Source organism: Prevotella pectinovora, from assembly GCF_000834015.1.
Taxonomy (GTDB): domain Bacteria; phylum Bacteroidota; class Bacteroidia; order Bacteroidales; family Bacteroidaceae; genus Prevotella; species Prevotella pectinovora.
Genome location: NZ_JXQI01000033.1, coordinates 1 through 14,944 on the forward strand (window position 1 = coordinate 1; position 14,944 = coordinate 14,944).

Below are 14,944 nucleotides of genomic sequence, written 5' to 3' on the forward strand. Positions count from 1 at the left end.
ACTGTTATTTTTTGCAAAGATACATATTTATCATAAAGTATAAAAAAACACTAGTTCATTTTGTAATTTACTATATTATTTTTATATTTGTAGAATAAATAAAAATGCAACATGACCAAGAAACTTATCATCATATTGACTTTCATACTGAACGTGCTGCAATTGTCAGCGCAAATGAAATGGAATCAACGTTATCAGACATATATTAATCAATACCGTGACCTCGCTATTGAGCAAATGCTCAAATACAAAATACCTGCAAGTATCACTCTAGCCCAAGGACTCCTGGAAAGTGGGGCCGGATATAGCGAACTTGCAATGAAGGGCAATAACCACTTCGGCATCAAGTGTCATGGATGGACAGGCAGAACAACATACCATGACGATGATGAAAAGCAAGAATGCTTCAGAGCATACAACAATGTTTTCGAAAGTTATGAAGACCATAGTCTATTGCTTACAAAGCAGCCTAGATATAAAGGTCTGTTCTCTTTAAATCCAAAAGATTACGTAGGATGGGCAAAGGGACTAAAAAAATGTGGCTATGCCACAAGTCCTACGTACGCCCAGAAACTTATTGGTATAATTGAACTCTATAAACTTCATGAATATGACAAAGCGAAGAAATTTGACAGATTTATGGAGAGAAGATCCTTTAAAGACGACAAGTCGGCTAATGGAGGATTAGAACATCCTATCCACATGTATAACAAGAACTATTATGTAATCGTACGCTCTGGTGACACATTTAAATCTCTTGGCAGGGAACTTGGATTGTCATATAAGAAGATTGCCACTTTTAATGAACGTGGAAAGAATGACAAATTAGAAAAAGGTGAGGTGATATACCTTAAGAAGAAGCAAAAGAAAGCAGAAAAACAATACAAGCGCCGCCCACATCGTGTAAAAGCAGGCGAAAGCATGTATAGTATAGCCCAATTATATGGCATAAGGCTAAAGAGTCTTTATAAAATGAATGGTTTGACACCTGATTACTCAATAAAAGTGGGTGACAAACTGAGAGTGAGATAAAAAAAATCATTATTTAGCTTGTTGCATCTATTTTTTTATTACTTTTGCATCGTTTAAAACTAATACAATATAATACACACATTAAATATCAAACTATATGTTGAAGTTAGATAATTTCTACAAAGCCCGTTATGAGCTTAGTAAAGTAATCAGACAAACTGAAGTTGTCCAAGCGCCTCAAGTAAATCCAGAGTGTGATGTTTATCTCAAATTGGAATGTCTGCAGCGTACAGGATCTTTCAAAGTACGTGGCGCATGCTATAAGATCTCACAGCTTAGTGATGAGGAAAAGGCACACGGAGTAATCGCTTGTTCAGCCGGTAACCATGCTCAGGGCGTGGCTTTGGGAGCTACAGCACATGGAATCAAGTCTCTTATCTGTCTGCCAGCAGGAGCACCTATCAGCAAGGTAGAAGCTACAAAAGGATATGGAGCAGACGTTTGTCTTGTTCCTGGAGTTTATGACGATGCATACCAGAAGGCTATCGAATTGAGAGATGAAAAGGGATACACATTCGTGCATCCGTTTGACGACCCGAATGTAATTGCAGGCCAGGGAACAATTGGTCTTGAGCTTATCGATCAAGTGAAAGATATGGATGCAGTAGTAGTACCTGTCGGTGGTGGTGGACTTATCAGTGGAGTTGCCTTCGCATTGAAGACACTTAATCCGCACATCAAAGTATATGGCGTTCAGGCGGCCGGTGCTGCTAGCATGGTTCAAAGTCTGCATGTTCATAAGAGAGAGTGTCTGTCTTCCGTTTCAACCATAGCGGATGGAATCTGCGTTAAAGAGCCTGGTGAATTGACTTATGAAATCTGCAGCAAGTATGTTGATGACATTGTTACTGTATCTGAAGACGAGATTTGTGCAGCTATCCTTCAGTTGCTTGAGAAGGAAAAGGTTGTAGCAGAAGGTGCTGGTGCGACAAGCGTTGCTGCAGTGATGTTTAACAAGGTACCTGTTAAAGGTAAGAAAGTAGTTTGCATTGTGAGCGGTGGCAACATTGATGTCACTATTCTCAATCGTGTTGTTGAACGTGGACTCGCAAAGAGTGGACGAATTGCAATCATCAATGTCGAGCTTGATGACAAACCTGGCAAATTAGTAGAGGTGGCTTCAGTTATCGCTAAGGCAGGTGCTAACATCACAAATGTTTATCACGACAGGAATAGCGATAGCGAGAAGGTTAACAGCTGCATCTTGAGAGTAATCTGCGAGACTCGTAACCAGGAGCATGTCGCAGCTATAAACAACGCACTGAGAGAAAGTGGATTTAAACTTGTTTAAGGTTTACACTATTATGTAATTATAGGATAATTATTGAAGCATCATGACTATCCTTTTAAATTTTAAAGGGGGAAAGCTTTGAAAACTTTCTCCCTTTAAAAATGTCTCAATCTTAAGTTATCTAACTCTCAATTTTTTAGAAGTTTTTGTCATCAAGAATGTCGAATCCACAATAAGGTACCAATGCCTTAGGTATTCTTATACCTTCTGGTGTCTGATTGTTTTCTATCAAAGCGGCGACAATTCGCGGCAATGCAAGAGCCGAACCATTTAATGTGTGGCACAATTCTGTCTTTTTGGTCTGAGAATTTCTAAATCGACATTTCAAGCGATTTGCTTGATAGCTTTCAAAGTTGCTGACAGAAGATACTTCCAACCATTTTTCTTGAGCAGCACTCCATACTTCAAAGTCGTAGCATATTGAAGATGTGAAACTCATATCTCCGCCACAAAGTCTGAGAATATGATAAGGGAGTTCAAGCTTAATGAGCAGATTCTCTACATGATCTAACATTTCCTTAAGTGACTCATATGAGTGTTCTGGCTTGTCGATACGTACGATCTCTACTTTGTCAAACTGATGAAGTCGGTTCAATCCTCTCACGTCCTTGCCATAAGAGCCAGCCTCACGACGGAAACATGCAGAATAGGCACAACGCTTGATTGGCAAATCATTTTCATCAAGAATGACATCTCTGAAAATATTCGTCACCGGCACCTCTGCTGTAGGAATAAGATACAAGTTGTCCAGGTTACAATGATACATCTGACCTTCTTTATCTGGAAGCTGTCCGGTACCAAAACCAGAAGCTTCATTTACAACGTATGGAGGTTGTACCTCGAGATAGCCACTTTTCCTTGCTTCTTCAAGAAAGAATGCTTCTAAAGCCCTTTGCAAACGAGCCATCTTTCCAATGTATACAGGGAATCCTGCTCCTGTGATTTTTACTCCAAGGTCAAAATCAATAAGGTTGAATTTCTTGCAAAGATCCCAATGGCACATAGCATCTTCAGGAAGGTTCGGTTTTTCTCCACCCTCCTTAACTACGACATTGTCAGAAGCGTCTTTTCCTTCAGGAACTTCATCGCAAGGGATATTCGGAATTGTTCGCAGAAGATCGATTAATTTCTGCTGTATATCGTTTAATTCTCGTTCAAGTAATTTTGACTCTTCCTTCAATGCGGCTACGCTTTCTTTTATAGCATTTGCCTCATCTTTTTTACCCTCTTTCATCAGAGCGCCTATCTGGGCAGCTTTCTTTTTACCCTCTTGGAGTTCTTTGTCAAGTTTCTGTTGAGTTTCGCGTCTCATCTTGTCTAGAGCCAAGACATCATAAATTGCTTGTTTGGCACCAGGGAAATGTTTTTTCTCCAGACCTTTAATTACACGTTCAGTTTCTTCACTGACAAGTTTAAGTGTAAGCATATTTTTATGTATTAAATTAATGTTTTATCATTCTGAGAATAAGCACGTATTCTTTATGCAAAATTAATGTTTTTGATTAAAAAAACGTTATTTATAATCTTATAATTTGTTTTACGCCTTTTATAATGCGCAATTTTTTTATTAACTGGTTCAATTTGGAAGTATCTTCGACGTTTATTTCAAGATTTCCACTGAACAGTCCGTCATGGCTATCAATATTAATGCTTCTCATCATTATGTTCTCCTCCTTGGATATAACACTTGTAATGTTATTGACAATGCCAATATCGTCATTGCCTATTATCTTTAATGTTATGGTGTATTTAGAGTCTGCTTTGCCACTCCATCTGGCTTGTAAAATTCTATACCCAAAACGTTTGCGCATCTCCAAAGCATTTGGACAATCTTTTCTGTGGATTTTTATTCCACCGCTTACTGTTACAAAGCCAAAGACATCATCACCATATATCGGATTGCAACATTTTGACAATTGATAGTCTATGCCTTTCAGATTGCGGTCAATGACAAGTACATCTCCATTGGATTTTGTAAAATTCTTGATTGAATTCTCAAAGCTATATTCGTCTGCGCTTCTTGTCTGCTGTTGACCTTGGAGGTTGTTGTCATAAGCTTGAATCTCCTGATATTTTTCAATTACATGATTGATATCCAATGTCTCATCAGCAATCTGCCTGTAGAAATCATTTGTTTCTTTGAAACCGAGCTTTTTGATCAAATGGGACATAGTGCCCTCATCCATTTCTATCTTACGGTTCTTCATCCTTCTTTCAAGCATTTCCTTTGCATATAGCCCGTCTTTCACTTGTGTCTCCTTAAGTGCAAGGCGTATCTTTGCCTTAGCTCTGCTGGTTTTAACGATGTTGAGCCAATCTTGTTTAGGCTTCTGTACGGTTGATGTCATTACTTCTATTTGATCTCCACTCTTCAGGATATGTCTGAAAGTAACAACTTTACCATTTATTTTGGCACCGACACAGTGATTGCCTATGTTAGAATGAATGCGATAAGCGAAGTCAAGAACCGTTGCGCCCTTAGGAAATTTCATCAAATCTCCTTTGGGGGTAAAGACATATATCTCGTCTTCATACAAGTCCATTTTGAATTGATCTATGACCTGCATGTCGTCATTGTTTTCCAAAGCTCTACGAATACTCGTAAGCCATTCGTCCATGCCCCCTTCACTTTTTATCCCTTTGTATCGCCAGTGAGCTGCAAGTCCACGTTCTGCGACTTCATCCATTCTTTCTGTTCTTATCTGAACTTCAACCCATTTGTTTTCAGGTCCTTTCACCGTTATGTGAAGACTTTCATATCCGTTAGATTTGGGCACACTCAGCCAGTCACGCAATCTCTTTGGATTGGGTTGGTACATATTTGTTATCAAAGCGAAGACATGCCAACATTGTATCTTTTCCAATTCTAAAGGAGCGTCAATAATAATACGTATGGCGAAAAGATCATATATTCCTTCGAATTCACATTTCTGCTTTTTCATCTTTTGCCAAATGCTATGGATACTTTTGGTACGCCCCTTCATGTGGAATTTGTATCCGTCGGCTTCCAACTTTTCCCTTATAGGCTTGATAAAGTTTTCTATATATTTATCGCGACTTTTTTTCGTTTCGTTGAGCTTGTCTTTTATCATATAGTAAACATCATGCTCAAGATATTTAAGACTAAGATCCTCTAACTCGCTTTTGAGTTTGTAGAGTCCTAGTTTGTGGGCAAGTGGAGCATAGAGGTAGCTTGCTTCTTCACTCACGCGTTTTTTTTCTTCTTCACATTCAGTATTGCGAATCTGTCTCATCAGATTTACCCTGTCGGCAATCATGATAAGGATCACACGCATGTCTTCTGCAAATGAAAGAAGAAGGTTACGGAAATTTTCGCTTTCTATTACGGGATTTTTCTTGTATAACTCTTGTATGTGTACAAGTCCTTTAAGAATGCTTACTACTGTCTTGCCGAATTCTTTTTCGTATTTATCATAATCATTTTCCGTTTCTTCCGTAAAACACGAATAAAGCAAAACAGCTACAACTCCATCCCGTTTTAGTCCAATTTCTTCAATGGCTATTAATGCTGTCTGTATGCTTGACAATATTGGATTAAGTCCAAAAATATCTCTTTGTATTCTTTTTTGTATTATAGCCTGCTTCAAAGACTGAAAGACTTTCAATTCATCAGACTTTGTCAATACATAGTTTTGCGAATTTCTTAATTCCTTTATGGCTTCAAGAACTTGAGATTTCTCGTTATTCGTAAAAAACAGTTTTTTGTCCATAAGCAAAGGTCAAATTAAATATTGTTGAAATTCAAATATGTAAATCAAGTATGCCGTATTTTGATTAAAAACCTGTTATAACCAAGCGACAAGAACTGATAGGGTATGAAATTGATTTCCCTGCATTCTGATAATTATTTGCAAAGATAATGCAAAACTCATAGAAAATATCAACGGAATAAAGATTTTCTACTTATAACTTGTTAAAAAGACAATCTAAATTGCCTATATAAAAAAAAAGAGCCTCTAATGAGACTCTTATGTTTGTTTGGAATAAGTTTGTTTTTATTTAAGCTTCAGCTTCTGGAAGTACTGAAACGATGCTTCTGTCCTTGCGACCTTTGCGGAAGTTTACTACTCCGTCAACAAGTGCATAAAGAGTATCGTCTTTACCAATACCGACATTCAAGCCTGGGTTGTGCTTAGTACCACGCTGACGAACAATAATGTTGCCTGCGATGACTTTCTGACCACCCCAAATTTTCACGCCCAATCTCTGTGAAGCTGACTCACGGCCGTTCTTAGAACTACCTACACCTTTTTTATGTGCCATTTCTACTAGTCCTCCTTTGTTTTAAGCGATTACTTGTTTAACTGCGATTTGTGTGAAGTGTGTACGATGACCATTGCGTTTGCGCTCGTCTTTACGACGCTTCATCTTGAAGACAATCACCTTGTCACCTTTAACAAGTGGGTTAACCACTTCACAAACAACTTTCGCACCCTCTACTGCAGGTGCTCCTACTTTAACAGCTCCCTCGTTGTCTACGAGAAGCACTTTGTCAAACTCTACAGTCTGACCTTCTTCAGCATTTTGGATATGGTGAACGAACAATTTCTTGCCCTCTTCAACCTTAAACTGCTGACCGTTAATTTCTACAATTGCGTACATTTTGTTATATAAAACGGGTTTGGTCTGCAAGGCGCATAACCTCGTGTTATGTCTTATTTGAGCCTTGACAGATAAAAATCGGATGCAAAATTACTCATTTAAAATTAATTTCCTTTCTCTTGAATGTATTTTTATATCGTTAGTTAAGCAATATTAACTAATATTAGAAAAACTAATGCTTACTAAAGTTGACTTGTCTTTTTACGAATTTAATCATAGCCCAATTATCTGAAGAGTTTCTCTTTTCTTCAACTAGCCCCAACGCACGAGCCTTTGCAATAAGAACAGATTCATCTTCTTTATAAAAGCCACTAATTATGAGAGTGCCATTGTCTGCCATTGAATTTGCTAATGTTGGCAAATCGTTTAAAAGAATATTGCGGTTTATGTTTGCCAAAACAACATCATATTTCCCCATTAATTCCTCATACAATAACGTTGAATCCCCTTTCAACGCTGAAACATTCTCCAGGCTGTTCAGTTTGGCATTATGTATCGTATTGCTAACACTCCATTCGTCAATATCATATCCATATGCAGCTACTGCACCGCATTTTGCTGCGGTAACCGATAAAATACCAGTTCCACATCCACAATCCAGCACACGTTTGTCTTGCAATGTCATTTTCAGCAATTCTTCAACAATCATCCTTGTGGTGTTGTGTGTACCGGTGCCAAACGCCTGGCATGCATCTATTGTAATATCTATGGAATATGATTTGTCTGAAGGGTGCTTCAAGTCATGTATAATACATTGGTCACCGATTATAATCGGATTGAACCCTCCTTTTTCCCATTCCTCATTCCAATTCTTGTCTATTACTTCTTCTGTTTCAAAAGAAATGGAGAAGGTGTCCAAAGGAAAATCCTCCAAAGTCTTTTCCAAAGACGAACGGTCGTATAGCTCTTTCTGGATGTATCCGGAAATTCCACCTTCGTTTTCTTCAAATGACTCATATCCTACCGTACCGCATAAGGCGGCGCAGATATCGCATGCCATGGAAAAAGACGGCCCCTGTATTGTTTTTTTCCCATCAGTATTTTTTATGAAAAAAACAGTCTTGTAATATTTCATTATTTGAATTGTTAGTTGTATTCTTCTGAAGAGAATTTGTTTCTCTTTCCGTAAATTTTATTGCAAAATTATAAAAAATAGGAGAAAACCTATCATGATATAGGGTTTTTCCGTATTTTTGCATTTGAAAGTAATCTATTTTTGCATTTAGTAATTATTAACGACAACACTTGTGGATATATATATCCCAAGCAATATAAGAATTAGGAGATAAAAACATGAAAAGATTAGTTTTCACTTTATTATTGTCTGTAGTTTTACCTTCAGTATCAATGGCACAGGACGACATGTATTTTTCACCCAAACAAAGCAAGAGGGAGAAAACTACGATTGTCATGGGGGATAAAGCCCCAAAATACGACGCTGGCTCCACCCGGGATGTTGACGAATACAATAGGAGAGGATTAGGCAACACTTATAAATATGTGACCAATGACTCTTTGACTAATGACATCATTAATATTGACGGTGTTGATACGGATTCTGCATATTTTTATGATGATGCCCCTTGTGATATTGACTATAATGGAGAAGGGGACTACTATTCAAGATTAAACAGATGGCGTTATTTTGACGACCTATGGTTTTATGACCCGTGGATAACAGGAAGTCCTTTGTATTATGCCTCTTGGTATGACTATTATGGATATAGATGGGGATGGCCTTATAGATACGGATGGTATGGAGGATGGTATAGCCCTTGGTATTCTACTTATTGGACTGGCTGGTATGACCCTTGGTTAGTTGGTTGGCACAAGCCGTATTTTGGAGTAACTGTTGCTCATAATCCCTACAATGGAGGAGTTGCAGGAACGACAAACCACGGATGGGTCGGTAATCCTCGCAATAACAGAACCAACTTTAGCGGGTACAGAGGAAGCACCAGCACAAACAGAAGGAATACAGATGCTTATAACAGGCAGGGAATGAGGAACACCAATAACTCTGGATATCGTCGCAACAACCGCAACAACAATGAATTTGGAGAGAATAGAACCATAAGGACACGGGAATATGATAGCAATTCTACGTACCGTAACAACTCGTCTTTCAACACAGGATCTTCCGTAAACAGAGGAGGTGGCTTCACTGGCGGAAGTAACTTTGGTGGCGGTCGCTCTGGTGGTTTCAGTGGTGGCGGTCGCTCCGGCGGTGGCGGACACTTTGGAGGAAGGAGATAGCAAATACACGTTTTTATTGGACTTTACAAAATTATATTTGATTATGAAAAAAATAGCTTTGTTTTCTGCTGCAGCATTGTTCGCATATTCTAGTGCCATGGCACAGGAGACATATGAAAATGCAAAAATTGCAGATCAGGATTTAAATGGCACTGCAAGATATATTGGTATGGGAGGTGCTCTGGATGCGTTGGGGGCTGATATATCCACCATATCTTCAAACCCTGCTGGCATTGGACTATTCAGACACTCTTCTGCCAATGTTTCATTCGGCATCGTATCGCAACAAGACTGTAAGACCTTTGCAAATGGTAAAAAGACAAATCTCAGCTTTGACCAGATTGGATTCGTGTATTCCAAGCGTACAGGTCGTAGCTCATTCATGAATTTCGCATTCAATTATCACAAAAGTAAGAATTTTGACTTTATATTGTCTGCAACCGGCAAATTGGATGGTTTGTCTTCGCAAAACAAGCAAACATTCCTGAAGAGTCAAGACCAGTACTTTGACCTTTCTGACAAGGGTGGGGCTTATGTCGGAAACGACAACTCGTTCAACCAAGTCGACTACCTTTATGCAAATACCCTTTTGCCTGTTGCTTTTGACGATAAGAACAAGGGGTACATCGACGGTTATTTAGGAGCTTCAGACTTTGATTTCAACAGGACTCACAGTGGATATATCGGAACATACGATTTCAACTTGAGTGGCAATATAAATGACCGTGTGTATTTGGGAATAACATTTGGAATTCATGACGTTCACTACAAATCGTATGGAGAATACACGGAGGCGTTATTAGATAGTTCGGACAAGAGTATTGGTAAAACATCATTGTCGGACAACAGAAAGGTGACTGGTACAGGATTTGATGTCAAAGCTGGTATTATATTCCGTCCGGTAGAAAGTTCGCCCTTCCGTATAGGTCTATCGATAGCTACTCCAATTTGGTATGATCTGACTACAACAAATTACACCACTATTGACAACCGCTCATTAGCTGACAATTTCGGCTATTACGACACGGGAAATATCGGGGAGTCATATGATTTCAAATTGTACACTCCTTGGAAGTTCGGCTTGAGCCTTGGTACTACCTTCGACAATTATCTAGCCATAGGTGCAGGTTATGAATATTCGGATTACAGTACGCTCGATTCAAGAATTAACGATGGTGGCGATTATGACTGGTATTATGATACTTACTATTCGAACAGTTCGTCAGATGGAGAGATGAACGACCATACAGAAAGCACTCTGAAAGGCGTAAGTACCTTGAAACTCGGAATGGAGTTCAAGGCTGATGATAATTTGGCAATACGCCTAGGCTACAATTATGTTTCCCCTAAATACGAGAGTGTGGGTTATAAGGACGGAACAATCAACTCTCCAGGGTCTTATTATGCGTCTACAACGGATTATACCAATTGGGAGTCCATCAATCGTGTAACTTGCGGAATTGGCTATACATTGAACAAATTCTCGCTTGATCTGGCATATCAGTATTCTGTACAGAATGGAAAATTCCATGCTTTCACAGATTATATATCAGAAGTAAAAGACATGTCTAATCTATGTGATGCCGTAAAGGTAAGCAACAAGCGGCATCAGCTGCTGTTGACATTGGGCTATCATTTCTAAATTGTGTTTATGATCAAACAATATAATATCATATTAGGCAGTGGAAGTCCGCGCCGCAAGGAACTCCTTAGCGGTTTGGACCTCCACTTCAGAGTTTTAGTACGTGACGGGATAAAAGAGACATACCCTCAAGACCTGCCGGCCAAGGAAGTTGCCCGCTATATTGCCGAAGAGAAGGCTTCTGCTTATACCGACCTCCTGTCAGGTGACACTATGGTTATAACGGCAGATACTATAGTCGTTTGTGATGATACAATACTTGGTAAACCCCACGACATAAATGATGCAGTCAGGATGCTAAAAATGTTAAGTGGGAAAACCCATCAAGTAATCACAGGGGTCTGCATATCAACTAAGGAAAAGAAAAAAGTTTTCTCCGTTAACACCAATGTGACATTTAAACGACTTCAAGACACTGAGATAGACTATTATGTCTCTAAATACAAACCGTTTGACAAGGCAGGAGCCTATGGCATACAGGAATGGATAGGACATGTGGGAGTGGAACATCTTGATGGCAGTTATTTCAATGTGATGGGATTACCGGTGCAGCGTATTTATCAGACGCTAACTGAAGAGTTCTAGTAAAATGTACGCAAATATCTGTATAGCATAATAATGGAAAAATTAGAGGATAAGAAAATAGCAGTATTATTGTCTGGTGGTGTAGACAGTTCTGTCGTTTTATATGAACTGGCGGAAAAAGGTCTGACACCAGACTGTTTTTACATAAAAATCGGCCCAGAAGAGAAGGAAGAATGGGATTGTTCATCAGAAGAAGATCTGGAAATGGCAACCTCTGTAGCTCATAAATACGGATGTAAACTTGCTGTGATCGATTGCCATAAAGAATACTGGAATGAGGTTACTCGTTATACGATGGAAAAAGTCAAGGCAGGTCTTACGCCTAATCCTGACGTGATGTGCAACCGTTTGATCAAGTTCGGTGCATTTCATGAAAAGATTGGTTACAAATATGATCTGATTGCAACAGGACATTACGCACAGACTGAGATTGACGAGAATGGAAGAAAATGGCTTGTCACCAGTCCAGACCCTGTAAAAGACCAAACAGATTTTTTAGCACAACTATATTCATGGCAATTACGGAAAGCTATATTCCCAATAGGTCACTTCCAGAAAGACGAGGTAAGGATAATCGCTGAAAAAGAACAACTTGTAAATGCAAAGCGAAAAGACAGTCAGGGAATCTGTTTCTTAGGTCAGATCAACTATAATGAATATATACGCAGGTATTTAGGTGAAAACATAGGCGACGTAATAGAATTTGAAACCGGAAAAATAATTGGCAAACATCGCGGATTGTGGTTCCACACAATAGGCCAACGTAAAGGTCTTGGATTTGGAGGTGGACCATGGTTCGTTGTCAAGAAAAATGTGCAAGACAATATCCTCTATGTCAGCCATGGCTATAACCCTCAGACTGCATACAAGAAAGAATTCCCCGTTATGGATTTTCATTATTTGACAGAAAGGGTCAATATGGATAAAATAACTTTTAAAATACGCCATACACCAGAGTATCATAAAGGAAGAATTGAGATAACAGGCGATTCGGATTTTGTTGTTCATGCAGAAGAATTCATCCATGGTGTTGCACCAGGACAGTTTTGTGTCATCTATGACGAAAATCACCATAGGTGTTACGGTAGTGGTGAAATCACAGCCATTTGACAAATTGTAAATTTTTAAATACTTTTCAAGCCTTAACAATCATTTTGATTGCGCATTCTGAAATCGTCTAGAGTGTTTTTCGTGGTGTCTCAACAGTTTTTACTTTCCATTAGGATTACCTTACAATCATTATGTGTTGTTTCTGATACAATCATCCCACATTATTATATAAATAAGATGAAGTCTTTATCAGTTTAAACGAAATTTCCTTCAAAATATTTTGCGAGTTCGAATAAAAGGCGTAACTTCGCAATTGAAAAACATTAACCTAAAACTATTATTTCGAATGAAGAAGTACAATTTTAACGCAGGTCCATCAATTCTTCCAAGAGAAGTAATTGAAAACACTGCAAAGCAGATTCTGGATTTTAACGGTATTGGTTTGTCTTTGGCAGAAATCAGCCACAGATCAAAGGATTTCCAGCCAGTTATTGACGAGGCAACAGCTTTGATTAAAGAGTTGCTTAACGTTCCAGAAGGATATTCAGTTCTGTTCCTTGGTGGTGGTGCTTCATTGGAATTCTGTATGATTCCATGTAACTTCCTGAAGAAGAAGGCTGCCTATCTGAACACTGGTGTGTGGTCAAAGAAGGCAATCAAAGAGGCTAAGCATTTTGGAGAGGTTGTTGAAGTAGCTTCTTCTGCTGATGACAATTACACCTTTATTCCAAAGGGTTGGACTTGTCCTGATGATGTTGATTATCTTCATATCACAACGAATAATACTATCTACGGTACTGAGCTGCGCGAGGAGCCAAACGTAAACGTTCCTCTGATTGGTGATATGTCATCAGATATCTTCAGCCGTCCTGTAGATGTTGCAAAGTATGATTGTATTTACGCTGGCGCTCAGAAGAACCTTTCTATGGCTGGTGTAACATTGGTTATCGTTAAGGATGAAGCTCTGGGCAAGGTAGAGCGTGAGATACCTACGATGTTGAACTATCAGACTCATGTTGACAAGGGCAGTATGTTCAATACTCCTCCAGTAGTTCCTATCTATACATGCCTTGAGACTCTTCGTTGGATCAAGAAGAACGGTGGTGTTGAAGAAATGGACAGAAGAGCGCACGAAAGAGCAGAACTTCTGTATGCAGAGATTGACCGCAACAAGTTGTTCCGTGGCACAGTAGCAAAAGAAGACCGTTCACTCATGAATATTTGCTTCGTTATGAACGATGAGTACAAGGAACTTGAGAAAGCGTTCTTTGATTTCGCAACATCTAAGGGCATGGTCGGCATCAAGGGTCACCGCTCAGTAGGTGGTTTCCGTGCAAGCTGCTACAACGCAATGAGCGTAGAGGGTGTTAAGGCTCTCGTTCAGTGCATGCAGGAATTCGAAGCACAGAACTAATTCTGAATAAAACAATATCAATCAAACCCGTGCTCCATACTGAAGCATGGGTTTTGATTTAAAAAAATACTTTCGACTATTTAATCATAAGTCAACCTTAAAGTGTAATAATTTAAACTTTATAATTATGAAAATTCTAGTAGCAACAGAAAAACCATTCGCACCAGTAGCAGTTAATGGAATCAAGGCAGAGCTTGACAATGCAGGCCATGAACTTGTATTGCTGGAGAAATATACAGAAAAGCAGCAGCTTCTTGACGCAGTAGCCAATGCAGACGCACTTATCGTGCGTTCAGACAAGATTACTCCAGAAGTGCTTGATGCAGCTAAGGAGCTTAAGATTGTAGTACGTGCAGGCGCTGGCTATGACAATATTGATACTGCTTACGCAAAAGAAAAGGGTATTGTTGTTGAAAATACTCCAGGACAAAACTCAAACGCAGTTGCTGAGTTGGTATTTGGTCTATTGGTTTACGCTGTCAGAAACTTCTACAACGGCAAGGCTGGTACAGAGCTGAAGGGTAAAAAACTTGGTATCTTAGCTTATGGCAACGTAGGAAGAAATGTTGCTCGCATTGCTAAGGGCTTTGGTATGGATATCTATGCTTATGACGCATTCTGTCCTAAGGAAGTAATTGAGCAGAGTGGCGTTCATGCTGTTGACAACCAGGAAGAGTTGTTCTCTACATGTGATGTCGTTTCACTACACATCCCTGCTACAAACGAGACCAAGAAGAGCATAAACAAGGAGTTGGTTTCCAAGATGAAGAAGGGTGGTATCCTTGTTAACACAGCTAGAAAAGAAGTTATCAACGAAGAGGAACTTGTAGCACTTTTGCAGGAGCGCACAGACCTCAAGTTCGTTACAGATATCAAGCCTGATCTTGATGCAGAATTTGCAGAGAAGGCAGAAGGTCGTTATTTCAGCACCCCTAAGAAGATGGGCGCTCAGACAGCAGAGGCTAACATTAATGCAGGTATAGCAGCCGCTAAACAGATCAATGCTTATTTTACTGAGGGTTGTACAAAGTTCCAGGTTAACAAATAATAT

At 39.2% G+C, this 14,944-nt stretch carries 13 protein-coding genes; 8 read left to right on the top strand and 5 right to left on the bottom strand.

The annotated features are described in order from the left end of the window. Window positions 1-111: 111 nt before the first annotated feature. Window positions 112-1,032: a glucosaminidase domain-containing protein gene (locus ST42_RS04590; protein WP_042519631.1), complete on the top strand. Its 921-nt coding sequence runs from the start codon at window positions 112-114 to the stop codon at window positions 1,030-1,032. A gap of 97 nt (window positions 1,033-1,129) precedes the next feature. Continuing rightward, window positions 1,130-2,323 carry a threonine ammonia-lyase gene (gene ilvA / locus ST42_RS04595; RefSeq protein WP_042519630.1) on the top strand — a complete coding sequence of 398 codons (1,194 nt, stop codon included), beginning with the start codon at window positions 1,130-1,132 and terminating at the stop codon, window positions 2,321-2,323. A gap of 136 nt (window positions 2,324-2,459) precedes the next feature. On the opposite strand, the gene serS is transcribed toward ilvA, so the two are convergent. The 5 genes from serS to prmA form a co-directional block, all read right to left on the bottom strand. After that, on the bottom strand, window positions 2,460-3,749 hold the full coding sequence (gene serS / locus ST42_RS04600; protein WP_022316444.1) for a serine--tRNA ligase: 1,290 nt from the start codon (window positions 3,747-3,749) through the stop codon (window positions 2,460-2,462). Between the two features lie 91 nt (window positions 3,750-3,840). Next, window positions 3,841-6,054, bottom strand: a complete 2,214-nt coding sequence (locus ST42_RS04605) for a RelA/SpoT family protein (protein ID WP_042519629.1) — start codon at window positions 6,052-6,054, stop codon at window positions 3,841-3,843. A gap of 289 nt (window positions 6,055-6,343) precedes the next feature. Then, entirely contained in the window at window positions 6,344-6,607 is a 264-nt protein-coding gene (rpmA, locus tag ST42_RS04610; protein ID WP_022316442.1) for a 50S ribosomal protein L27, read from the bottom strand. Between the two features lie 21 nt (window positions 6,608-6,628). Beyond that, a complete protein-coding gene (rplU, locus tag ST42_RS04615; protein WP_022316441.1) occupies window positions 6,629-6,946 on the bottom strand; it encodes a 50S ribosomal protein L21 in 318 nt (105 codons plus the stop codon). Between the two features lie 172 nt (window positions 6,947-7,118). After that, window positions 7,119-8,021 carry a 50S ribosomal protein L11 methyltransferase gene (gene prmA / locus ST42_RS04620; RefSeq protein WP_082026193.1) on the bottom strand — a complete coding sequence of 301 codons (903 nt, stop codon included), beginning with the start codon at window positions 8,019-8,021 and terminating at the stop codon, window positions 7,119-7,121. Between the two features lie 218 nt (window positions 8,022-8,239). Here prmA and ST42_RS13780 point away from each other — a divergent pair, with 218 nt between their 5' ends. The 6 genes from ST42_RS13780 to ST42_RS04645 all read left to right on the top strand — a co-directional run bounded on the left by ST42_RS13780 (window position 8,240) and on the right by ST42_RS04645 (window position 14,941). Further along, entirely contained in the window at window positions 8,240-9,202 is a 963-nt protein-coding gene (locus ST42_RS13780) for a hypothetical protein (RefSeq protein WP_156139294.1), read from the top strand. Window positions 9,203-9,245: 43 nt separating this feature from the next. Continuing rightward, window positions 9,246-10,844 carry an OmpP1/FadL family transporter gene (locus tag ST42_RS04625; protein WP_044072572.1) on the top strand — a complete coding sequence of 533 codons (1,599 nt, stop codon included), beginning with the start codon at window positions 9,246-9,248 and terminating at the stop codon, window positions 10,842-10,844. Window positions 10,845-10,853: 9 nt separating this feature from the next. After that, window positions 10,854-11,429 carry a Maf-like protein gene (locus ST42_RS04630; protein WP_044072558.1) on the top strand — a complete coding sequence of 192 codons (576 nt, stop codon included), beginning with the start codon at window positions 10,854-10,856 and terminating at the stop codon, window positions 11,427-11,429. A gap of 33 nt (window positions 11,430-11,462) precedes the next feature. After that, window positions 11,463-12,539 (top strand): tRNA 2-thiouridine(34) synthase MnmA, encoded by a 1,077-nt coding sequence (gene mnmA / locus ST42_RS04635; protein WP_022316436.1) that lies wholly within the window; start codon window positions 11,463-11,465, stop codon window positions 12,537-12,539. Window positions 12,540-12,825: 286 nt separating this feature from the next. Further along, the gene (gene serC / locus ST42_RS04640) at window positions 12,826-13,893 is read left to right on the top strand and encodes a 3-phosphoserine/phosphohydroxythreonine transaminase (protein ID WP_022316435.1); all 1,068 of its coding nucleotides are present in this window, start codon (window positions 12,826-12,828) and stop codon (window positions 13,891-13,893) included. A 127-nt stretch (window positions 13,894-14,020) separates the two neighbouring features. Then, window positions 14,021-14,941 carry an NAD(P)-dependent oxidoreductase gene (locus ST42_RS04645; protein ID WP_044072573.1) on the top strand — a complete coding sequence of 307 codons (921 nt, stop codon included), beginning with the start codon at window positions 14,021-14,023 and terminating at the stop codon, window positions 14,939-14,941. The last annotated feature ends 3 nt before the right edge of the window (window positions 14,942-14,944 follow it).